General features: G+C 61.0%; 18 protein-coding genes. 5 read left to right on the top strand and 13 right to left on the bottom strand.

The window, feature by feature from the left end; all coding sequences use genetic code 11:
- Positions 1-14 precede the first annotated feature (14 nt).
- The 9 genes from AC1DWZ_RS01835 to AC1DWZ_RS01795 form a co-directional block, all read right to left on the bottom strand.
- The gene (locus AC1DWZ_RS01835; RefSeq protein ID WP_477167155.1) at positions 15-980 is read right to left on the bottom strand and encodes a type II secretion system F family protein; all 966 of its coding nucleotides are present in this window, start codon (positions 978-980) and stop codon (positions 15-17) included.
- A 9-nt stretch (positions 981-989) separates the two neighbouring features.
- Positions 990-2,000: a type II secretion system F family protein gene (locus AC1DWZ_RS01830; RefSeq protein ID WP_477167154.1), complete on the bottom strand. Its 1,011-nt coding sequence runs from the start codon at positions 1,998-2,000 to the stop codon at positions 990-992.
- Complete coding sequence (locus tag AC1DWZ_RS01825) at positions 1,993-3,420, bottom strand: CpaF family protein (RefSeq protein ID WP_477167153.1); 1,428 nt, start codon at positions 3,418-3,420, stop codon at positions 1,993-1,995. The genes AC1DWZ_RS01830 and AC1DWZ_RS01825 overlap by 8 nt, the downstream gene beginning before the upstream one ends.
- A gap of 44 nt (positions 3,421-3,464) precedes the next feature.
- A complete protein-coding gene (locus tag AC1DWZ_RS01820) occupies positions 3,465-4,670 on the bottom strand; it encodes a CpaE/TadZ family protein (RefSeq protein WP_477167152.1) in 1,206 nt (401 codons plus the stop codon).
- Complete coding sequence (locus tag AC1DWZ_RS01815; RefSeq protein ID WP_477167151.1) at positions 4,671-5,339, bottom strand: CpaD family pilus assembly protein; 669 nt, start codon at positions 5,337-5,339, stop codon at positions 4,671-4,673.
- A 13-nt stretch (positions 5,340-5,352) separates the two neighbouring features.
- Positions 5,353-6,813 (bottom strand): type II and III secretion system protein family protein, encoded by a 1,461-nt coding sequence (locus AC1DWZ_RS01810; RefSeq protein ID WP_477167150.1) that lies wholly within the window; start codon positions 6,811-6,813, stop codon positions 5,353-5,355.
- A gap of 45 nt (positions 6,814-6,858) precedes the next feature.
- Entirely contained in the window at positions 6,859-7,812 is a 954-nt protein-coding gene (gene cpaB / locus AC1DWZ_RS01805; protein ID WP_477167149.1) for a Flp pilus assembly protein CpaB, read from the bottom strand.
- Positions 7,813-8,072: 260 nt separating this feature from the next.
- Positions 8,073-8,567, bottom strand: coding sequence for an A24 family peptidase (locus tag AC1DWZ_RS01800; RefSeq protein WP_477167148.1), 495 nt, complete (start codon positions 8,565-8,567; stop codon positions 8,073-8,075).
- Between the two features lie 206 nt (positions 8,568-8,773).
- Positions 8,774-8,965: a Flp family type IVb pilin gene (locus tag AC1DWZ_RS01795; RefSeq protein WP_477167147.1), complete on the bottom strand. Its 192-nt coding sequence runs from the start codon at positions 8,963-8,965 to the stop codon at positions 8,774-8,776.
- Positions 8,966-9,264: 299 nt separating this feature from the next.
- On the opposite strand from AC1DWZ_RS01795, the gene AC1DWZ_RS01790 reads away from it, so the two are divergent.
- A complete protein-coding gene (locus tag AC1DWZ_RS01790; RefSeq protein ID WP_477167146.1) occupies positions 9,265-11,121 on the top strand; it encodes a hypothetical protein in 1,857 nt (618 codons plus the stop codon).
- A 141-nt stretch (positions 11,122-11,262) separates the two neighbouring features.
- Entirely contained in the window at positions 11,263-12,192 is a 930-nt protein-coding gene (locus AC1DWZ_RS01785) for a diguanylate cyclase domain-containing protein (RefSeq protein WP_477167145.1), read from the top strand.
- A 25-nt stretch (positions 12,193-12,217) separates the two neighbouring features.
- Here AC1DWZ_RS01785 and AC1DWZ_RS01780 read toward each other — a convergent pair whose 3' ends face one another.
- Complete coding sequence (locus tag AC1DWZ_RS01780; RefSeq protein WP_477167144.1) at positions 12,218-13,159, bottom strand: LysR substrate-binding domain-containing protein; 942 nt, start codon at positions 13,157-13,159, stop codon at positions 12,218-12,220.
- A 121-nt stretch (positions 13,160-13,280) separates the two neighbouring features.
- Here AC1DWZ_RS01780 and AC1DWZ_RS01775 point away from each other — a divergent pair, with 121 nt between their 5' ends.
- From AC1DWZ_RS01775 to AC1DWZ_RS01765, 3 genes are read left to right on the top strand one after another with little or no spacing between them, the layout of a single operon-like run.
- A complete protein-coding gene (locus AC1DWZ_RS01775; protein WP_477167143.1) occupies positions 13,281-14,819 on the top strand; it encodes a trimethylamine methyltransferase family protein in 1,539 nt (512 codons plus the stop codon).
- 14 nt (positions 14,820-14,833) lie between these two features.
- Positions 14,834-17,248 (top strand): GcvT family protein, encoded by a 2,415-nt coding sequence (locus AC1DWZ_RS01770; RefSeq protein ID WP_477167142.1) that lies wholly within the window; start codon positions 14,834-14,836, stop codon positions 17,246-17,248.
- A 33-nt stretch (positions 17,249-17,281) separates the two neighbouring features.
- Positions 17,282-19,321: an oxidoreductase gene (locus AC1DWZ_RS01765; RefSeq protein ID WP_477167141.1), complete on the top strand. Its 2,040-nt coding sequence runs from the start codon at positions 17,282-17,284 to the stop codon at positions 19,319-19,321.
- A gap of 118 nt (positions 19,322-19,439) precedes the next feature.
- On the opposite strand, the gene AC1DWZ_RS01760 is transcribed toward AC1DWZ_RS01765, so the two are convergent.
- The 3 genes from AC1DWZ_RS01760 to AC1DWZ_RS01750 form a co-directional block, all read right to left on the bottom strand.
- A complete protein-coding gene (locus tag AC1DWZ_RS01760) occupies positions 19,440-19,712 on the bottom strand; it encodes a hypothetical protein (RefSeq protein WP_477167140.1) in 273 nt (90 codons plus the stop codon).
- Positions 19,713-19,899: 187 nt separating this feature from the next.
- Entirely contained in the window at positions 19,900-22,302 is a 2,403-nt protein-coding gene (locus AC1DWZ_RS01755) for a GcvT family protein (RefSeq protein ID WP_477167139.1), read from the bottom strand.
- Between the two features lie 204 nt (positions 22,303-22,506).
- Complete coding sequence (locus tag AC1DWZ_RS01750) at positions 22,507-23,577, bottom strand: alkene reductase (protein WP_477167138.1); 1,071 nt, start codon at positions 23,575-23,577, stop codon at positions 22,507-22,509.
- Between the last annotated feature and the right edge of the window lie 56 nt (positions 23,578-23,633).

The following is a 23,633-nucleotide window of genomic DNA, read 5'->3' as shown; positions in this document are numbered from 1 at the left end:
CGATAGGCGCGCTGCTATTTGAATGTCGCCGACACTTTGATGGCGATCGGCCCGATAATGACGATGAACAGCACCGGCAGGAAGAAGACGATCATCGGCACCGTCAGTTTCGCCGGCAGGGCCGCGGCCTTCTTTTCAGCAGCCATCATGCGTTCTTCACGATTTTCCAATGAGATCGTGCGCAACCCGACGGCGATCGGCGTACCGTATTTTTCCGCCTGAAGCAGGGTTGTCGCCAGTGATTTGAAGCTGCGCAGACCGACCCGCATCGCCAAGTTCTCAAAGGCCTGCCGCCGGTCACCCAGGAACGCCAGTTCCGCTGCGGTGATACCGATCTCCTCGGCCAATTCGGGCGACGTTTCGGCCATCTCCTCGGTCACCTTCTGGAAGGCAGCCTCGATCGACATGCCGGCTTCCACGCAAATGACCATCAGATCCAACGTATCGGGGAAAGCCCGGCGCAAGGCGGCCTGGCGCTTCTGGATGGAATTCTTCAGCCACAGGATTGGAAACACATAGCCAAAGGCCGCAGCCGCGATCGCGACACCGAAATGAAACGACGAAGATTTCTCCGGCAAGGCGACCGAGATGTAGAAATATCCACCAATCAGCAGGAGGATCGGCCCCGCGATCCGCGCAAAAATGAACCGGACCGGTGTCGAAGGATGCCGCCAGCCGGCCTGCTGCAGTTGCAGACGCAGATCCTTCGCTTGCAGCAGATTGTCCATTTTGAACAGGTTGATGATGGCGCGCATCATCCCTTCCTGGCGTGTCGGCATCAAGCGCTTGCGCTGCTGAAACTGCTCCTGCTGGCGGACGCGCAGTTCCTCGCGCCGGTCAGAAACCGACTTCAGGCGATTGGCGAAGCTGTCGCGCGTGACGAACGGCAAGGCCACCGCCATGACCGAGGCAAAGGCGGCCACGAAGGAGATCAGGATGATCACCGACGGCAGGTTCATGCCAAATTCGATTTCTTCCATGGCGCACCTTCAAATATCGAAATGGATCATCTGACGCATGACCAGACAGCCGATCAGCATCATCACGATACCAATGCCGATCAGCAAATTGCCGGTCGACGTCGTGAAAAGCAGCGAGATGATATGCGGCTGCAGCACCGCAAGGCCACCGCTCAAGATGAACGGCAGCGATCCGATGATGCCGGCCGATGCCTTGGCCTCGCTCGACATGGCATTGACCTTGTCACGCATGCGTTTGCGTGACCGCAGCACATCCGAGAGTTTGGCGAGCGTCTCGGCAAGATTGCCGCCAGTCGATTGCTGCGTGATGAGCACGATCGTAAAGAACCGCACTTCCGGCGTCGGCACACGGTCGGATAGGCGCTGCAGCACATCACCCATGGTCATGCCCAGCCGCACGCCCTCGTTGACCAGCGTAAATTCCGGACCAATCGGCGCCGGCATTTCCCGCGCGACGATGTTCAGGCATTCACCGATCGTGAGGCCGGAGCGCACACCGCGCACGATGACATCGATGGCGTCGGCAAAATAGGCCGTGAACTTCCCTTTGCGCCGCTTGATAAGATAGTTCAGAACCAATTTCGGAAGACCGAACAGGCCGATCGGCAATGCCACCAGCCATAACAGTGGTGGCGCGCCCATAGCCCAGGCGGCTGCGACCGCGAGCAGGCCGGAAACAGCCGACAACATCATGAAACGCCCCGGCGATATACTAAGACCGGCATGGACCAACGCTTCGCGCAGCCGGGCGCCACGCCGACGCTGCCGCAACTCTTCGGCCTGTTTTAGTTTGGCGACGACCTGTTTCTTGCGACCCGAGAGCTGCTGTTCGTTGCTGTTCTTGGACTCGCTCACCGCCTGCGGCCCGGTCCCGACCACTGACGCAATCCGCTTCTTCATGCGGGCGCGCGGCGCACCCAGCACGGCGACCGTCGCCACGATCACGAGTATCAGTGCTATCGCCGTTGTGACCGCGAGAATAAGGATCTGCGGCAGCAGGCTGGCAAATTGGCTAGACACTGCTCTCCTCCATGACGTCCGCCAGTTCGCGCTCCTTGCCGAAATAGCGGACCCTTTCATAGAAACCTGGCCGCAGGCCTGTCGACCGATGCCGGCCGACGATCCGACCCTGCGCGTCCTCGCCCTGAATTTCGAATATGAACAGATCCTGCAGCGTGACGACATCGCCTTCCATGCCGACGATCTCGCTGATATGGGTAATTTTACGCGAGCCGTCGCGCAAGCGGGATGCCTGGACGATGACGTTCACGGCACCGGCAATCTGTTCGCGTACGGTCTTGGCCGGCAGCGTATAGCCGCCCATGGCGATCATGTTCTCGACACGCGATATGCATTCGCGCGGGTTGTTGGCATGGATGGTACCCATCGAACCGTCATGACCAGTATTCATGGCTTGCAGCAGATCGAATGCCTCGGGACCGCGGACCTCGCCGACGATGATGCGTTCCGGCCGCATACGCAGGCAGTTGCGTACCAGGTCGCGCATGGTGACTTGGCCTACGCCTTCCAGGTTCGGCGGCCTGGTCTCCAGGCGCACGACATGTGGCTGCTGCAACTGTAGTTCGGCAGCGTCTTCGCAGGTGATGATGCGTTCGTTGCGGTCGATATAATTGGTCAGGCAGTTGAGCAGCGTCGTCTTGCCGGAACCGGTACCGCCGGAAATGATCACATTGAGGCGGCAATGGCCGATGATTTCCAGCAGGCGGCCGCCAGCATTCGAGATGGTGCCGAACTTCACCAGCTTGTCGAGTGTCAGACGGTCGCGCTTGAATTTTCGAATGGTGAGGGCCGGGCCATCGATGGCCAGCGGCGGCGCGATCACATTGACGCGTGAGCCATCCTGCAATCGTGCATCGCAGATCGGGCTGGATTCGTCGACACGCCGGCCGACTGCCTGCACGATCCGCTGACAGATATTCATCAATTGCAGATTGTCGCGGAACTTGACGTCGGTCAGCTGGATGAGTCCGCCGGTCTCGATATAGACCTTGTCGCAGCCATTCACCATGATGTCCGAGATGTCGTCGCGCGCCAGCAACGGCTCCAGCGGCCCAAGGCCCAGAATATCGTTGCAGATATCGGTAATGAGCTGTTGCTGCTCGACCGCCGACAACATCAAATTGCGCATGTTGATGATTTCGCCGACGATCTCACCGATCGCCTCGCGGACGGACTTATGATCCAGCTTGGCAAACTCGCCGAGATCGACGGTCGCCATCAGGTCGTTGAAGACGCTGACCTTCACCTCGCTGAGACGACTGTCCATTTCCGCAGAACGCGTGTTCGGCGCCATGGAAACGGATCCGCTCGACGCCGTCGCCGTTGCAACCGGCAATGCCGCCTTCTCGGCGGCAGCATCAGGCGACGCAGCGACCTTGTCGCTCGATGATCCAATAGGCGTATTGCGCTTGCCGAACATGCCAGCTTTCCCGGCTCGTAGGTTACCCGACTGCTACCGCGGGATCATTTGGCGTTCTTGGCCGGCCGTTTCAGCCAGTTCAAGAGCTTTGGCGCCGACGACGGGCGCGCGGTGCCGCCCTTTCGCCCACCAAGCTGTTGCGTGAACTGCCGGAGCTGTTCATTGACTTTGTGCGACTTCGCCCCTTCGCCAATCATTTGGCCGTTATTGGCGAGCTGGGCAAAGAGCGTCGGATCAAATCCGACCGTCAGGCTTGGTGCGACCCCAAGCGTATCCTGGAAGTCCTTGGGCGACAATTGGTTCCGCTTGGCCACATCCGCCTTGTTGAGAACCAGACGGTTGCCGGCCGAGCCACGCCGGCCCTTGAGCCAATCGAACATCAGTTTGGCGTCGCGCAGGTTGGCGAGGTCGGGGTTCACCGTGACCACCACCTCGTCGGACACCAGCAAGGCACTGTTGATCCAGCCATTCCAGCGCCGCGGCAGGTCCAGAATGACATATTGCGCCATGGACCGGCAGATATCGATCAACCGCTCGACCGCCTCGACCGAGGGGTCGTTCATGTCCTTGAGCGATCCGGCCGTCGATAGAATGGACAAATATGATCCATGCTCGGTCATGAAACGCTCAACCAACACACTGTCGATCCGGTCGGCTTCGCTGAGAGCCTCGAAAACCGCCTGCTTGGGATCGAGGTTGAGTGACAGCGCCATGGTGCCGAAATTGAAATCGAGGTCGATGGCAATGACCTCTTCCTGGCTGGCATTGGCCAAGGTCCAGGCAAAGTTGGCGGCCAACATCGAACTGCCGACACCACCGCGTGCACCCATGAAGGAAATGACGCGGGCCTTTGGCGTGGAACTGGCATCCTTGACGCAGCTGGTGATCGCAGCCGCGATGTCAGCGGTCGTGATCGGCCCAACCAGATACTCGCTGACCCCCTGATTGATCAGGCGCCGATAGGCCTGGACATCGTTGACCGTGCCAATGACAATAACCTTGCGCCCGGGCTCGACGACATCGGCCAGCGCTTCCAATCCTCTATGGATATCGTCCGAGCTGCCATTCTCCTCGACGATAATGAATTGCGGACTCGGATTATCGACATAGTGCTTGGCGGCACGCGCCATGCCGCCGAAATGGATCGACATCTTTGTCTTGACGAATTCACGCTCGCTGGTCAGTCCCTCGAGTGCTGCCTCGGTATCCTTTGAGAGGGGGAATGCCTCAACACTGAAGCGATAGTTCACTTACAGCCCCCCGGTCGTGGTCGCAGGCGCAATAGCAGGCGTCTCACCCGAAGCGCCGATCTTTGCGCCGAGGATATATTTGCCAACGACAACATCCGATCGCGCGGCCAGACGCCCAGTGCCCGCTTCGGCATCGATCAGATCGCGCGGATTGACGACCATGGCCGCTATGTTGCGTTGTATGGAACAGCCGTAATTATAAGTATTTTCGTTGACGGGCGTAAATTCCGGCCGGTCCTTCCAGGTGCCACATTCGTCTGCCAGGGCGACATAGATGGGAAACTGCATCACGGCACGGCCATATTTGGCAGCTTCCACGTCCGTCGCATAGGTCAGATGGATGGCATTTGCCGGGACACCGCGGCTGACCAGCACCTGCGTCACATCATTGGCGAAGCTGGTTGCCAAAGGATCGCTGGCAGATGTGGCGCCAACTTTTATTTCAACGCCACCGGCGGCCCGCTTGCCAAAATCACTGGTGAATTCATTGATCGCCGGCACGTCGGCGACCTGAACATGACCACCCGCACCCGGTTCCAGGATCAGCAGCGCAGAGCGCACCTCAACCTTGATCGGATGCTGTTCGGCATAGTCGTAATCTTTGATATTGCCCTCGCAGGCAGCGAGGCACAAAGCGGACAGAAAGAGGATAACCATATGGCGCGTCATGACACGGCACCTCCTAACGAATGATGTAGCCGATCGGCCCTTGCAACTGGGGTACCTGTTGCTTGGCCGCACCATGGCGGTTCGTATAAATGTTCTGCAGATGGCCCAGCAGATACATGTCGAGATCGCCGGCCGGCGCAAACCCGTCGGTCGGCAGTGACAAGATGTTGGGGTCGGTCGCCTGCACGATAAAGGCACGCGCCACGATCACCAGCTCTGATTCGCGCTGCTGGAACGAGGTCGAGCGGAACAATGTCCCCAGGATGGGAATGTTCATCAGCCCCGGCACGCCGCGCATCGCGTCGGTAATTTCATTGTTCAGCAACCCCGCCATCATGATGCTGCCACCACTTGGCAGCTCGACTGTCGAGGTCGCACGCCGGACAATGAAGCTGGGCAGCACGATGTCGCCGATCGACACTGAGTCAGTGAAGTTGGCAGCGCTGACTTCAGTGGCAATCTTGAGGCTGATCTTGCCCTTATCGAGCACCACCGGCAGGAAAGTCAATGACACGCCAAACGGCTTGAACGTCACGGTAACCACGCCATCGTCGGTGGCCGTCGGGATGGGAACTTCGCCGCCCGCCAGCATCGTTGCATATTCCCCGGAGACGGCGACCAGGTTCGGTTCGGCAAGCTTGTTGGCCAAACCGTGCTGCTCCAGGATCCTGACCGTCGAATCGATGGCCCCTGGCCCGTCGATAAACAGCGCACCTGCGGGTGCTGCCGTCAGCGCGCTCGCGGTCACCAGCGGCGTGAGACCGCCGCCGATAAGGGCCGAGGCGCCGCCGGTAACACCGGTAATGGCAAGATCGCCGATCGTTGTCGGGCTGATGAGGTTTTCCAGCCCCAGCTCCTTGAGGGCGGACTTCTGCACTTCCGCCACGGACACCTTGATCAGGACCTGCTGCTCCGCACCGAGCCTCATCATATTGAGGATCTGCTGGTCGGTGGTCACAAAGCGGCGGGCGATGCTGGTTGCCTGGCGCGATGCCAGATCGGAACTTGCCGTGCCGTTTAGCACCAGCGAGTCACCAGCGCCGGTGACTGTGATCCGTTCATCGGGCAGAGCATCCTGGATGGCAGATTGTGCGGCCCCTGAGTCAGGATGGATCGAGATCTGGAAATGGTCGATCATCTTGCCCGCACCGTCGAGCAGGAAAAGATTGGTCGAGCCGACCGTCTTGCCGGCAATAAAAAGGCGGGTTGGCGACCGGACGATGACGTCGGCGACGTCAGGATTGCCGACGATGATATCGCGCACCGGCTGGGCCAGCGTCATCTCGCGCGTGTTGTTGATCGATAGCTCGATACGCTTATCCGCCGGCGGCACATCCGCCTGGCCGGCAGGCACAACCGTGCCGGGCAGGGTCGGAAACGCCTCTTGCGCGTCGGCACTATGCAAGCCGACAGTTCCGCCGACAACGATCACCAAGGCAGCTGCGAGGCAGCTGCCTGTGACCAACGATCGCAACGAACGCCCCTGTTTCATTTTCGCCCGATCATCATCGCCCGTCCATCATTGTCCAAGGCTTTGTACCGTTACGGCTCCGCCGCGATTGATCGTGATCGTTTGCGTCGCCAGCTTCTGCGGCACGACCGGTTGATCGTCCTCAGCCGGCATCGCAAACAAGTCCGAGTTGGAACCGCCGCGCATCAGATCGTCGAGCACCTTGCTGGTGCTGCGGTCGGTCACAAATATCGGCGCCTTTTTATCTGCTTCGCTGGCAACGTCATTACGTGCCCAGCTGCGCAGGGCCAGGATGATCTGCCCCATCTGCGATGCGACGAGAACCTTCTGCGCCTGCTCCGACGTGACTTCCATCGTCACGTTCTGCGAATTTATCCCGGGGCCCGTCCCTTCGGGCTTGGTCAGCGACTGGTTGACGGCGATGACTTTGATATCGCGCAGAATAGCTTCGGCGGCGGTCTGCTTCAGGAGATCCAGGCCGACATCCTCGGGCACACCGGCAAGGTCGCGCACATTGCTGACCAGGAAAACATCGACGTGATCGTTGGGCAGGATCAGGCCGGCAGCACCTGTCCGGGGCGATACGTCGATCGTGACCGTCCGCATGCCAGGCGCCAGCACCGCTGACGTCACGCCCGCATCGCCGCGCTTGACGATGGCAGCTGTCGAAAATGGTTCGCCCAACATGATCTGGCGGCGCGCCATGGTGTCCCGGAATCCGGCCAGCGGATCTTCGCCGGCCGCGCTCTTGACGACAAAGCGCGGATCAAGAACCGATTTCGGCCATTGTTCCCAGCGAAAATCTGTATCCACCAGCACGTCGCCCGGATTGATATCGCGGGCCGCCACCAGGACTTCCTCGACCCCGCCCACTGCAACTTCTGGCGTCACCTGCGCCGGCTGCTGCTGCTGGACCGAAGCCAGAAAACGGGTCGCCAGGAAGGCCGTCAGGACCGCTGCCCCCAGCGCCACCACGATCAACACGATCACTATCGGTCGCATGAGGCCCCTCTTTTCTGGCCCGCTGACTCAACCCAACGCCAAGTCGCTTCATCCCGCGCGATTCATTTCGCCGCGACAGTTCCCCGTAAACCATTATTACCAATTTTTGGTTAAGAAGCCAATTATTTCGCCCGGTTTCGGTCATGCTGCAGTGCGATTCAACGCTTTGAGTCAAAACGTTGCGCCATCTTTTGAACATTTAACAGGAAGTGAGGCCGTTAACGTGTCGAGGACGCCCGGGCGGTGCCTCCCCGGCGGCCTCAGGAGCCGGCAAGTGCCGCCAGAGCCTGGCCCAGCTGGGTGCGCCGGATCCAGAAATCGACCCCGGCGGCGGCAATGGCGACGCCATAGGGCAAATGGCGCTTTCCGTCCGTCAAGCCATAGCCTGGCCGCACCTTCGAGAGCACCAGGATGATGACGCCCAGCACACCGCCAAAGAGGCTGGTCATGACCAAAAATCGCATGAAATCAAGATTGAAGCCGACCCAGAGGATGAGGCTCGCCAGCCATTTGACATCCCCGCCGCCCAGCATCCGAAAGCGAAAGGCGAGCATCCCCAGCAACAGCATGACGATGGCCGCCAGGATATGCAGCAATATCGGAGGGAGCGAGGGCAGAGACAGTGCCAGCCACGGCAAGGCGACCAAGGCGGTGCTGAGTGTCAGCCAATTCGGCAACCGGAAAAACCAGACGTCATGGGCCGCGCCCGTGATGAGGAGGCCCAGCAGAAGAACTTCGCAGGTCGCAACAATCATGATCGGTTAGGTCCCCGGGGCGGAAATGGCGCGTCCGCTACGGATATCGCCTCGGACCGCTGCCCGCCATCGCAATCTGGCCCGCCATCGCAATCTGGCCCACAGTCCCAATTTGGTCAGCGCCGATTTCGGCTGCAGGCAAAAGAAAACGCGCCGCCCGTTTCCAGGGCGGCGCGCTCCTAATCAAGCAAAGTTCGTCAGTTAGCTTAGTTGTTGGCTTCCGCCTTGTTGGCGGCATTTTCCATCTGGGTGCCGATGACCTGGAACATACGGTTCAGACCGTTACCAGCCATCTGGGCACCGACGAAGATCGCCAAAGCAACGAACGCGGCGATGAGGCCATATTCAATGGCGGTCGCGCCGGATTCTGACGTAAGAAGTTTGCGGAACTTGTTCATGAGCTCGTCTCCAACTTTAAGAGTGCGTTGCAACCTCGACCGCGATTTAGTCTCGCAATCGGTAATTTTTTTTGGCGCCTCATAACGTCATCCATGGACGCGGGCACTAGAAGGCATCATCCAACGCGACTCATGGCTTCGCAAGTCATTCGAAGCTGACGCCTCTACAATATCGTGTGCGTATAGGCCATGTCCGGTCTCTTTTTTGCCGCTTATGGCTGGGCCGCACACCTTGGCAATACTTTGTTAATGATTACCGGACGGAATTACCGCCACGCACAAACTGGATATTGTCACCGATGGAATCGACTTACAGCCGCTGGCGCCTCTGTGCCGACACCCTCGTCATATCCRCAGCGGCGATCGCCCTGCATGTCGCCCTGGCCCGGCAAAGCGGCATCATCAGTGACGGCGGATTGCGGGACACCGACGCCTTCATGCGCCTCATTCGGGTGCAGGAACTGTGGCAGACCGGCGTCTGGTACCAGCACATAACATCCACGCTCGGCGCGCCCGAGGGATTGTCGCTTCATTGGACGCGGCCGCTCGACATTCTCATTCTGCTGCCAGCCATGCTTCTGCATCTCGGCGGCATGGGCATCGAACGGGCCATCTATTGGTCAGGCGTCGCCGTCTCGCCGGTCCTGCAAGTGGCGGCGAGCCTTGCCGCCGCCTTCTATGCCAAGCAGATCTGGGAAAAGCATGGCGCCTGGCGTGTTGCTGCCCTGATGGTGCTGTTCAACGGCGCCGCCATCTCCTACTGCATGATCGGTCGCCCGGACCATCACAGCCTCGGCCTGTTCTTGACCGTCGTCGCAGCGGGCCAGGCTATTCGCGCCGTACTCAATCCCAACGATGCCGGCAGCAGCTACCGAGCCGGTGCCTGGGCCGCGGCCGGGGTCTGGGTCAGCCCGGAGGCATTGGTCGGCGTCGCCCCATCGCTCATCGCCTTCGGCGTGCTTTGGCTCACGGCAAGATCCGCCGACGCGCCAACGCCGCCGGGACTGGAATGGGTGCGCATCGGCCGCCGCTTCAGTCTCGGCATGGCCGCCACGATCCTCATCGCCATCCCGATCGAGCAAGCGCCCAGCAATTGGCTGGTTCCGGAATATGACAAGATATCCGTGTTGCACCTGCTGATCGCACTTACGGCGGCACTCGATTTCAAGCTCGCGGAAATGATGCCTTGGACCGGCTGGCGTCGCTTCATCGCCGCCGCCGCCGTGGCGTCTCTCTCCGGATTGTTCCTGACATGGCTCTTCCCGCATTTCTATCTCGGGCCGCTCGGCAATGTGACGGATCAGACGGCAAAGATCTTTCTCGACGACGTCAAGGAAATGAGCCCGCTTTGGCCCGTCAACCGGGCGTCTACAGATATGTTCTTCGGCATCATCGGCAACTCCCTGGCTGCCTTGCCCGTCATTCCCTATTGCCTCTGGCGCTGGCGGGGAAAGCCTGCCTTCCCCGTCGCCGTGCTGCTGTCGCTGTCCTATCTCACAGCCTTGCTGGGCGCCCTGCTCCATCAACGCCTGGCCGTGCCGCTGGCACCCTATGGCGCCCTGCTGGGCTGCGGCCTGTTTGCAATGCTCTGCGATCTGGCCGTCAACATGAGGCGCCTGACGCAGACGCTCATGCGCGTTGCCGCCTGCATCATTGTCGTGTTTGTCGGACAGCTCTGGCTGCTGGCCGGGAGCGCATCCAACGCAACCCCGATCACGAAAGATGCCTGCGAACCCAAGCCCGTTGCCGACTGGCTGAACGCCAATCGCCCCGGCATTGTAACGGTCGAGCCCATGGGGGCAGAACGCCACACGCCCATCATCTTCACGGAATCCATCAATTACACGCCGGACCTTGCCTATCGTACGCCCTATCGCTTTGTCGGCGGCCCTTACCATCGCGGCTTCGGTGACATAGCCGACATGTTCAACGCCTCAACCGGTACCGATGACGCCACCGTCCACGGCATCATCACGCGGCGGCAGGCCGCGTTCGTGCTGGTCTGCATAACCGAGGTGCCAAAGGTGATCGGTGAATCGGCACCCAATTCGTTGTATCATCTGTTGCTCAGAGGGGAGCCACCGGCTTGGCTGCAGCCGGTGCCCATGGGACCCGAGGCAAGCCACGAATTTCGCCTGTTCGCCGTCAAACGCTGAACAGATCGGGCTTCGATCTAGGCGGCACCACTTTTCGGTGGTAAAAGATTCTGGGGGACGCGGTTGCGACAACGACTTTCGATGCCGGGTTTCTGGTGTCGCCGGATTTCTGGTGTCGACTGAGCGGAGACAAGGGGCGAAATGGCGCGCGAAAAAGATCTGATTCTGGTGGTCGACGATTCGCCTACCAATTTGGCGATTCTCAATGTCGTCCTTCGCGATGGCTATCAGGTCATCACGGCCAATAATGGGGCGGACGCGCTGACATTGGCCGCGGCCGAGGAACCGGACCTGATCATCCTCGACATCATGATGCCGGGCATGGACGGTTACGAGATCTGCGACCGCTTGAAAGCCAATCCGTTCACCCGCGATATTCCCGTGATGTTCGTGACCGCGATGGATCAGGAACGCCAGGAGGCCAAAGGTCTTGCTTTGGGCGCCGTCGACTATATCGCAAAGCCCGTGAGCCCACCCATCGTGCTCGCCCGTGTGCGCAACCAGTTGGAGCTCAAACGGCAGCGCGACTATTTGCGCCGGCTCTCAGCCATTGACGGCCTCACCGGGATCGCCAACCGGCGCGCCTTTGAAGAGGATTTCGATCGCGAATGGCGGCGCTGCCTGCGCCTCAAGACGAGCATCTGCGTCTATCTCACCGACATTGATAATTTCAAATCCTATAACGATGCTTATGGATATCTCGCCGGCGACGATTGCCTGCGCATCCTGGCACAGGCATTGTCGAAGGCGATCATGCGGCCGGGCGATATCCTTGCGCGCTATAGCGGCGAAGAATTCGTTGGCCTGATGCCGGACACCGATGCTACCGGTGCTGCCATCGTCGGTGAACGACTGCTCAATGCGACGCGGGCGCTATCGCTGCCCCATACACATTCCGGCACGGCGTCGATCGTCACGATATCCATCGGTGCCGCCGTCTGCCGCCCTGGGCCTGCGAGTGACCGCGCCGCCCTTTTCAAACTGGCTGGCGACGCGCTCTATGCCGCCAAGAAGGGCGGCCGCAACCAGATCCGCGTGTTCGAAATGCCCGATGCGGTGACAGCCGTCTAAGCTCGGAATCGTCTGGGCCAGGAATTTAGCTGGGATTCCCGCGTACCGGCCAGGTCGGTTCCGGTATGGCGGGATTGCCTGCCAGCCAATCGCGCACCATCTCGGCCTCGGGCGCCAGTGCGGTGCCATGCGACCAGACGATATGGAAGGCAAGGCCCGTCACCCAGGACCGGTCGAGCGGATGCACAAGAAGCCCGCGCGCAACCAGATGATCTGTCTGGTGACGCCAGCCCAAGGCGATACCCTGCCCCTCCAACGCCGCCCCTACCACCAGCGCATAATCATTGAGGTGCAGGCCTGAATCGTCGGGCGCCAGGCGCTCGCCGGCGGCGCGGAAGTAATCGGCCCAATTGGGCCGCGGACGGAACGGTTCGTCGAGATGGATCAGCCGCTGCCGCTTGAGATCGGCAACCATCGTAATATTGCCGGCACGCTCAAGATAGGCCGGACTGCAGATCGGGATGATGGCTTCCTCCACCAGCTTCACAGCATGGCAGCCCGGGTAGCGGCCATCACCGCGCCGGATGGCGAGCGAAATCCCCTCGGCATCGAGATCGATATCCTTGTCCGTGGTCTGCAGCCGAAGATCGATGCCGGGATTGTCCTGGCGAAACCGCGCCAGGCGCGGCAGCATCCACCAGGAGGCAAAGGCCGTGGAGCAGGATAGCGTCACATGAGTGCCGCTCTGATGGCGCCGCAAGGTCTCGGTCGAGCGCCGCAGATGCTCGAGTGCCAAGGTGACGTCCTGGTGATAGCGTCGACCGTCCTCGGTCAGGCGGACCCGCTGATGCTCGCGGCGAAACAGGGGCAGCCCGAGGGCGTCCTCCAGCTGCTTGATGCCATAGCTGACCGCGGCCTGGGTCATGTTGAGTTCCCGGGCGGCCTTGGTGAAACTGGCCAGCCGCCCGGCCGCTTCGAAAATGATCAACCCGTTCAAGGGTGGCAGTTGAAGGCGCAGTGAGTTCATAAGTAAATTCTATCAACTTCCTCATTTTTTTCCAGGATTACATACGATCCGCACCAGCTAGCATGATTGACCACCTGATCGACAGCTAAGCTGCCAGGGGAGCCCAGGGGAGCAGAGTGACATGAGCGAGCCAGCAGAGAGCCCTCAACCCGCGGCAAAGCCACGGAACCGCAGCCGCGTGCGGCCGACCGTGGCCGCTCCCACCTTCCTGCGACGCCAGATTCCCACCTACGCCATGCTACAGCCGGACGGCCTCGACCGGCTCCATGCCCAGGCCGAGCAGATCCTGGCGGAGATCGGCGTCGAATTTCGCGGTGATGACGAGGCGCTGAGCCTGTGGCGCAAAGCCGGCGCCAAGGTCGATGGCGTGCGGGTCAAATTCGAGCCCGGCCATGTCGTCGAAATCATCCGGAAGACCACACCCAGGACGTTCATCCAGCATGGCCGTGATGGCAACCACGCGGTCGAGATCGGTGGCGATGCCGTGGTGTTTGCGCCAGCCTATGGCTCGCCCTTCGTCTACGACCAGGAAAAGGGCCGCCGCTACGGCTCGCTCGAAGACTTCAAGAATTTCGTCAAGATGACCTGGATGTCGCCTTGGCTGCACCATTCCGGCGGCACCATCTGCGAGCCCGTAGATGTGCCGGTCAACAAGCGCCATCTCGACATGGTCTATGCCCATATCAAGCATTCGGCCAAACCCTTCATGGGGTCGGTGACGGCGCCGGACCGTGCCGAAGATTCGATCGAGATGTGCCGCATCCTGTTCGGTGCGGATTTCGTCGACAAGAACTGCGTCATCCTCGGCAACATCAACACCAACTCACCACTGATTTTCGACGGCGTCATGTCGATGGCGCTCCGTGCCTATGCCCGCGCCAACCAGGCTGCCGTGGTGGTGCCCTTTATTCTCGGCGGCGCCATGGGCCCGGTCACCACAGCAGGCGCCATCGCCCAGGCCCATGCCGAAGCCATGGTCGGCGTGGCGCTGACCCAGCTGGAACGGCCGGGCGCGCCGGTCATCTATGGCAATTTCCTCTCGTCGATGTCGCTCCGCTCCGGCGCCCCCACCTTCGGCATGCCGGAACCAGCGATGGCCTATCTCGCCATCGGTCAGTTGGCGCAACGGTTGGGCGTGCCGCTCCGCTGTGGCGGCTCCCTCACCGCGTCCAAGGTCGCGGATTCACAGGCAGCACAGGAAAGCGCTGATTCCCTGTGGCCGGCTTTGCTGGGTGGCGCCAACTTCATCCTCCATGCCGCCGGTTGGCTGGAGGGTGGGCTGGTCATGGGCTACGAGAAATTCGTGCTCGATTGCGATCATCTCGGCATGATGCACAAGCTCTTGGCCGGCCTGCCAATGGATGAGAACACATTGGCCATGGATGCCTTCCGCGAGGTCGAGCCCGGCAAGCACTTCTTGGGGTGCGCACACACGATGGCAAATTACACGACCGCCTTCTACGACGCCGATCTCGCCGACAATGACTCGTTCGAACAATGGCGCGATGCTGGATCGCGGCCCGCAGATGTGCGCGCCGACAAAAAATGGCGCGCCCTTCTGGCCAGCCACACAGATCCCGCGATCGATCCTGGCATCGACGAGGCTCTCAACGATTTCATGAACCGCCGTAAACAATCCATGGCGGATGCCTGGTACTAATAGGACCCAAGATTATGGAAACGCATGCAAAGGTCGTCATCATCGGCGGTGGCGTGGTTGGTTGCTCGATCCTGTTCCACCTCGCCAAATTCGGCTGGAAGGATGTCATCCTGCTGGAGCGCAGTGAGCTCACCTCAGGCTCGTCCTGGCATGCGGCAGGGCAGATCCACACCATCTCGTCAGACCCGAATATCTCGCGCCTGCAGGGCTACACGATCAACCTCTATAAGGAGATCGAGGCAACCTCCGGCCATTCGGTCGGCATGCATTCGACCGGTGGTTTCTATCTCGCCTCCAACCAGACTTGGTACGATTACCTGAAGCGTGAGCGCTCGAAGGCCCGCTACATGGGTCTCGACCAGGAATTCATCAGCGTCGAGGAAGCCGCCAGGCGCCATCCGCTGATCGACCCCAGCCGCTACATCGCCGCCCTCTGGGACCCGCTTGATGGCGATATCGATCCCTCCGGTGTCTGCTACGCCTATGCCAAGGCCGCCAAGGTGCACGGCGCCAAGTACTACACGCACACGCCGGTGATCGAAACCAGGCAGCGCCCGGACGGCAGCTGGGACGTGATCACCCCCAACGGAAACATCAATGCCGAGATGATCGTCAATGCCGGTGGCCTCTGGGCGCGTGAAGTCGGACACCTCGCCGGCATCCATCTGCCCGTGCAGCCGATGGAACATCACTATCTCATTACCGAAGCTATTCCGGAGATCGTCGAGCGCGGCGAGGAACGTCTGCCGGCCGGCATCGATTACGAAGGCAATATGTACTTCCGCCAGGAACGGCAAGGCATGCTGCTCGGTACCTACGAACCGCGGGCGACCGCCTGGTCTGTGAAGGGCACGCCGCAGGATTTCGGCCATGAATTGCTGGAGCCGAAGCTCGACAACATCGCCGAACGGTTGGAGCTTGGCTTCCAGCGCATCCCGGCTCTGGGTCGCGCCGGCATCAAGAATGTGATCAACGGGCCCTTCACCTTCGGACCCGACGGCAATCCGATGATCGGCCCGGTGCCGGGCATGCGCAATTACTGGGTCGCAGTCGGTGTTATGGCAGGCTTCTGCCAAGGCGGCGGCGTGGGCCTCTGCATGGCCGAATGGATGATGGACGGCGAGCCGTCGATCGATGTCTGGGCCATGGACGTAGCGCGCTTCGGCAATTTCGCAACGCCGGAATGGGGCACCATCAAATCGTCCGAGAATTACGAACGCCGCTTCGTGATGACCTTCCCGAATGAAACCTTGCCCAAGGGCCGCCGCCAGAAGACCACGGCACTCTATGACCGGCTCACCGCCAAGGGTGCGGTCTGGGGCCAGGGTTTCGGCCTGGAGCACGCCTTGTGGTTCGCCGATGGACCGGCGGATGCCCATGAGCAACCGACCTTCAACCGACCGCGCGCCCATGACTATGTCGCCCGCGAAGTGAAGGCCGTGCGCGAAGCGGTGGGCGCCATTGAAATCGCAAACTTCGCCAAGCACGAGTTCAAGGGACCGGGTGCCCGCACCTTCCTCGACCATGTGCTGGCCGGCCGCCTGCCGAAACAGGGTCGGATGTCGCTGACACCGATGCTGACGCCCAAGGGCAAGCTCTACGGCGACCTCACCGTCGCTTGTCTGGGCGACGAGCATTTCATGCTGTTCGGGTCGGGCGCCATGCAGGAAGCCCATCGCCGCTGGTTCGAGAAACATCTGCCGGCGACCGGCGTTACCTATCGCAACATGTCGGACGATCTCCACGGCATTGCCCTCTCCGGTCCCAAATCACGCCAGCTGCTGGCGCGGCTGGTGCGGGAGGATGTCTCAAACGAAGCGCTGAAGTTCCTCGACATCCGCCGGACCTTTGTGGCCGGCGTCCCGGCCATCCTCGCCCGCGTCTCCTTCTCCGGTGAGCTCGGCTATGAGATCTATGTGGCGCCGCCCTATCAGTTGCGCCTCGCCGAGGCGATCGAGGAGGCTGGTGCTGATCTCGGCCTCCGCTGGTACGGGGCCCGCGCGCTGATGAGCCTGCGGCTCGAGAAGAATTGGGGGGTCTGGACCCTCGACTATCGCCCCGACTTCACGGCAGCCGAAAGCGGCCTCGATGCCTTCATCAACTGGAACAAGGATTTCATCGGCAAGGAAGCCGCGTTGGCGCAAAAGGCCAAGGGTCCGGCCAAGAAGCTGGTGACGATGGTGGTGGCAACCAAGGATATCGACGTCACCAATGACGAGGCCGTCATGGTCGGTGACAAGGCCGTGGGTTACGTCTCATCGGGCGGCTATGCCCATTCCGTCGGCAAGTCGGTGGCGTTCGGTTATGTCCCGACCGATTTGGCCAAGGCCGGCACCAAGGTCGAGATCGAGATCAATGGCGCGCGTTTTCCGGCTGAAATCCTGGGGGCACCACTCTACGATCCCAACGGCGGCAAGATGCGCGCCTGATACGATTAGACAAAGCCACACATCGGAGTGCCAATGGCCGATCCTTTGCTGCAGCCCTATCAGCTCAAACACCTCAAGCTGAAGAACCGGATTTTCTCCACTTCGCACGAGCCAGCCTATTCCGAGGCCGGCCGACCGGGGCTCCGGTACCAGCTCTATCACGAGGAGAAGGCCAAGGGCGGGGCCGCCATGACCATGATCGGCGGCTCCTCGGTGATCGCCAAGGATTCGCCCCAGGCCTTCGGCAACCTCTATGTCCATGACGATGCCATCATCCCGGACTTCAAGGCACTGGCGAAGCGCGTTCATGCCTATGATTGCGCGGTGATGTGCCAGATCACCCATCTCGGCCGCCGCACATCGTGGAACAAAGAACATTGGTTGCCCATCATCTCGGCCTCCCACGAGCGCGAGCCCGCCCACCGCGGCTTCCCCAAGATGATGGAGGATTTCGATATCAGCCGCGTGGTGAAGGCCTATGGCGCCGCCACCAGGCGCTGCCGCGAGGGCGATCTCGACGGGGTCGAGATCGAAGCCTATGGCCATCTCTTCGACGCCTTCCTCTCGCCCCGCACCAATTCGCGCGAGGATAATTACGGCGGCAGCCTGGAAAACCGCATGCGCTTCGGCATGGAGGTCCTCGCCGAGATGCGGCGGGCCGCCGGACCCGACTTCATCATCGGTGTCCGCATGGCGGTGGATGAGGCTGCCGATGGCGGCTTTGGCTTCGCCGAAGGTATTGAGATTGCGAAGCGTTTGCACGAAGAAAAGCTGGTCGATTTCATCAATGTCATCGTGGGCACGATCGACACGGATGAAGCCCTCTCCCACATCATCCCGCTGATGGGGACGCCGGCCGGGCCCAATTTTGCCAAGGTAAAAGCCGCCCGCGCAGCACTCCCCGGCCTGCCGATCTTCCACGCAGCGCGTATCAACGATCTAGCTACCGCGCGGCATTGGGTTGCCGACGACGCAGTCGACATGATCGGCATGACTCGCGCGCATATGGCGGACCCGCATATCGTCGCAAAGATGATGCGCGGCGAGGAAGACCGCATCCGCCCCTGCGTCGGCGCCGGCTATTGCATTGACCGCATCTATCAGGGCGGCGAGGCCCTGTGCCTTCATAATCCGGCGACCGGCCGCGAAGAGACGATGCCCCATGTCATCGTGCCCAGCGATGGACCCAGGAAGAACATCGTCATTGTCGGCGCCGGTCCCGCCGGCTTGGAAGCGGCGCGAGTTTCGGCGCTGCGCGGGCACAAGGTGACGGTGTTCGAGGCAACCGACCGTGTCGGTGGCCAGATCGCGATCGCCGCCACAGTGGGGCGCCGCAAGGAATTGGTCGGCATCACCGACTGGCTCTATGCCGAGGCGCAGCATGCCGGCGTCCAGTTCCGCTTCAATACCTATGCGGAAGGCGCCGATATTCTCGCAGAGCAGCCGGATATCGTGATCATCGCCACGGGCGGTACGCCCAATACGGCACCGTTCAGGCAAGGCTCTGACCTCGCCATTTCCACCTGGGACGTGCTCTCTGGCCAAGTGGCGCTCTCCGACGACATTATCCTCTATGACGATGAAGCAGGGCACGAGGCGCTGTCGACGGCCGAGTTCCTGACCAGCAAAGGCATCAGATTCGAATTGATCACGCCGGAAAGGATGATCGGTGCCGAAGTGGGTGGGCTCAACTATCCGGCCTACTACAAGGCGTTCTATGCCGGTGGGGTGAAGCTCACCATCAATCAGCGCATGACGAAGATCGCCAGGGATGGCAACCAGCTGGTAGCGACCTTGTTCAATGCCTATGACAAATCCACATCCGAGCGGCGCGCTCAGCAGATCATCGTGGCGCACGGCAATCTGCCGGCGGACACCGTCTATTTCGATTTGAAGGAACAGAGTGTCAATCGCGGCGAGATCGACATCGACAGCTTCATCGAGGGTCGCCCGCAGGCGCTCAAAGCGAACGCAGCGGGATCCTTCCAGCTGTTCCGCATCGGCGATGCGGTCTCCGCCAGAAACATCCACGCCGCGATCTATGACGGCTTGAGGCTGTGTAAAGTGTTCTGAGGTTGCCCCCCTCACCCCAACCCCTCTCCCCAGAGGGGCGAGGGGCTTGCGACCGAACTCGCCAGGAGCTCCCTCGCCCCGCTCTTGCGGGGAGAGGGCTGGGGTGAGGGGAACTTGCTTACGCCGCCGGCTTCACGCCGAGGGTGTTCAGCGCTTTGGTGAGATCGAGAATACCGGCAGCGTCTTTGCTGGCATGGCACAGCTTTTCGCCGGACATGGCATCTTTTTGGGCGACCGTGAACTTGGCGTTGCTCTTGTGGGTCTTCGCCACATCATTCCACTGGCTGATCAGGGCAGTGCACTTCTGTGCGGGTGTGGTGGTGGCGGCCATGGCGGTGCCGGAAACGAGCACGGTGGCAGCAAGGGCGCTCAGCAGCAAACGGGTCTTCATGACGAATCTCCTAGTCTCGGATGTCTGTCGAGCGGTGGTCGGCCGTCTTGTTGATCGGTCTAGGCCGTCGCTCGTGAGGAAGAGATTGCCCCCATCCGGTAACGCGAAAATGTCGCGTAAAGGGCTAAAATGAAACGGCGCGTGTCGCCACGCGCCGTTGTCATAAATCGTTACAATTTTCCCGCTCTTAGCTGCGCAGACGCGCCGAATTGGGATCGAACGGCGCTTCCTTGAGGCGGGTTGCTGGGACCCGGTTGCCCATGACTTCGATTTCAAAGCTGTCACCGCTCATCGGCAGATAGGCCAAGGCCAACTGCTTGCCGGTCCAATGGCCGAAATAGCCGGAAGTCACACGGGCAACCGCCTTGCCGCCTGCAAAAATGGGCTCGGCGCCCATGATATCGAGATCCTTGGCAGCCACCTCGAGCAGCGAAATCTTGCGAGTGAGCGGTTCCTTGAACTGTTTCTCCGCCGCCGCCCGGCCGATGAAATCGCCCTTGTCGAATTTCACGAAGCGGCCCCAATCGGCTTCGGCCGCATTGTAGTCGGCGGTGAAGTCGCGGCCCCAGGACCCATAGCCCTTCTCCATGCGCATGGCATGCAATGCGCGGACACCGAACATCTTCAAGCCATGATCCGCGCCAGCCGCGCGCAGCCGTTCATAGACATGGATAAGATTCTGCGGCGCCACGTAGATTTCGTAGCCCAGTTCGCCAGTAAAACTTGCCCGGATGACCAGAGCATCGGCCAGGCCGACATGGATCTGCCGGGCATGGAGGAAGGGAAAGGCTGCATGGGCAAGATCGGTTTCGGTCAGTTGCTGCAGCACGTCGCGTGCCTTGGGACCGGTCAGCGACAGGCCTGCATAGTCGGCTGTCACGTTTCTTATCTGGGCGCGCTCGCCCTTGAGATTGGTCCGCAGCCAGCGTGTGTAATAGGTCTCCGCCGTGCCGGAGCCGATCATCAGGAACGTATCATCCCTGGTACGTGTCACCGTGAGATCGCCAAAGATGCGGCCGGTCGGCGAGAGCATCGGGCACAGCACGGTACGCCCGAGAGCCGGCAGCTTGTTACTCACAATGCGGTCGAGGAACTTGGCGGCATCGGGACCCGTGACCTCGATCTTGCCGTAGCTCGACGTTTCCCAGATGCCGACATTCTCGCGCACGGCCTTCACCTCGGCCGCCACATGCGGGAAGGCGTTGGAACGGCGATAGGTCGGTTCCTCCTTGGGCTCGACGCCCTTGGGCGCATACCAGAGCGGATATTCCCAGCCGAAGGCCGCGCCGAACAACGCACCCTCGCTCTTGAGATACGGATAGATGGGTGAGGTCTTGAGCGGCCGCGCCGCCGGCAATTCTTCATTGGGGAAAGTCATGGTGAAGCGGCGGCGATAGTTCTCGATCGTCTTCTCAATGGTGAAAGCACGATTGTTGTGCGGGCCAAAGCGCGCCACGTCCATGGCGAACACATCCATACCCGGCTCGCCGTCGATGATCCAATTGGCAACCACCATGCCGACGCCGCCGCCCTGGCTGAAGCCGGCCATCACGCCGCACGCCGTGAAATAATTGGTGAGGCCCGGCACCAGGCCCACCAGCGGGTTGCCGTCGGGGGCGAACACCATCGGCCCGTTGATGGTGCGCTTGATGCCGCCCTTCTCCAGGCACGGGAAGCGCGTCATGGCAAATTCCAGCGCCGTCCAGATACGGTCGACATCCTCCTGCAGCAATTCGTGGCCGAAATCCTGCGGCGTGCCCTTCAACGCCCAATGCCGGCAATCATGCTCATAGGTACCGATGAGGAGGCCCTTCTGCTCCTGCCTGAGATAGCTCTCGCCCTCGAAATCAATGGTCATCGGGATCTCGTGATCCAGCGCCTCAACCTCGGGAATGGCGTTGGTGACAATGTATTCATGCTCCATCGGCAGGATGGGGAGATCGATGCCAGCAAGGCGCCCCACTTCGCGCGCCCACAGGCCGCCGGCATTCACCACATACTCGGCTTCGATCGTGCCTTCCTTGGTCACCACCAGCCAATGGCCGTTGGGCTTCTGCTTCAATTCGATGACCGGGTTGCGCAGCGAGATCGTGGCACCCTTGTTCTTTGCCGCCTTGGCATAGGCATTGGTGACGCTGGAGGGATCGACATGACCGTCGGCAGGATCGAACATCGCCTTGGTGAATTTGGATGTGTCCACCAGCGGATTGATCTTCTTGACCTCGTCCATGGAGACTTCGCGGAGGCCGATGCCAAGGTAATGTGCCTTGGCAAGTTCCGTCTTGAAATAGTCCGCGCGCGCCTCGGTGCCGGCGAGATAGAGGCAGCCTACCCGGTGGATGCCGCAGGACTGGCCCGACTCCCGCTCAAGCTCGTCATAGAGCTTCACGGTATAGGCCTGCAGATGCGACATGTTCGGGTCGCCATTGATCGTGTGCATGCCACCCGCGGCGTGCCAGGTCGAACCCGAGGTCAGCTCCGAGCGTTCGACCAGCATGACATCGGTCCAGCCGCGCTTGGCGAGATGGTAAAGCACGCTCACACCAACCACGCCGCCACCGATGACGACGACCCGCGCCTGCGATTTCATGATCCCGAGATCCTTTTGCGATCAGATAGATAGGTTCAGCCGCGCCCAACGGCCGCAATGACCCTAACTATGCCAAGGCACCTCTGGCGGAAAAGCCTGGAAATCTCATAAATCGGGTGAGTTTTGTGTTGGAGGGGCACTATTCCAGCAAAGAAAAGCCCGCGGTGTTCCCACCGCGGGCTTCCTTGCGTTAGCGCCGGAAGATCAGGCGTCGACCAGATTGCCTTCCAGAGCCGGATAGTCGGTATAGCCCTTGGCCGTACCGCCATAGAAAGTGCTGGCATCCCATTCATTGAGCTTGGCGCCAGCCGCAAAGCGCGCGGGCAGGTCCGGGTTGGCAATGAACAGTTTGCCGAACGCCACGGCATCGACCGCGCCAGATGCGATCGCCTGCTCGGCACTTTCCTGGGTGAAGCCTTCGTTGGCGATATAGACACCGCCAAAGGCCTTCTTCAGCTGCGGCCCGAGGCTGTCCGGCTTCTGCGCTTCCCGGGCGGCGATGAAGGCCAAGCCGCGGTTGCCGAGCTGCTCGGCCACATAGCCGAAGGTCGCCGCCGGATTGGAATCGCCCATGTCATGAGAGTCGCGGCGCGGGGCGAGATGCATGCCGACGCGGCCCGGACCCCAGACCTTGAGCACGGCATCGGTCGCCTCCAGCATCAGCCGGGCGCGGTTTTCGATCGACCCGCCGTACTTGTCGGTGCGCTTGTTGGTGCCGTCCTGGAGGAACTGGTCGAGCAGATAGCCGTTGGCACCGTGCAATTCGACACCGTCGAAGCCGGCCTTCTTGGCATTCTCGGCCCCCTGCGCATAGGCCGCGACGATACCCGGCAATTCATCGAGTTCAAGGGCACGCGGCGTCACATAGGCGCGTTGCGGGCGAACGAGGCTGACATGACCTGCGGGCGCAATGGCGCTCGGTGCCACGGGCAGATCGCCATTCAGGAAAATCGGATCGGAAACACGGCCAACATGCCAGAGCTGCGAGAAGATGCGGCCGCCAGCATCATGTACGGCTTTGGTGATATGGCGCCAACCTTCGACCTGGGCATCCGACCAGATGCCGGGCGTGTCGGCATAGCCGACACCTTGCGGCGTCACCGACGTGGCTTCGGTCAGGATGAGACCGGCTGAGGCGCGCTGGACGTAATAGTCCCGCATCAAATCGTTGGGCACCCGGCCATCGCTGGCCCGGGAGCGTGTCAAGGGTGCGAGGACGACACGGTTGGGAAGGCGCAGATCACCTACGGTGATCGGATCGAGCAGCTTGGACATGGGCGGATACCTGTCTGTGATGGGTGGGACAGGCAGCCCCCGGTGTGACCAGTCGC

The sequence above is a fragment of the Dongia sp. P2_B8 genome (assembly GCF_056404715.1).
This window is presented reverse-complemented; position numbering and strand designations above follow the sequence as displayed.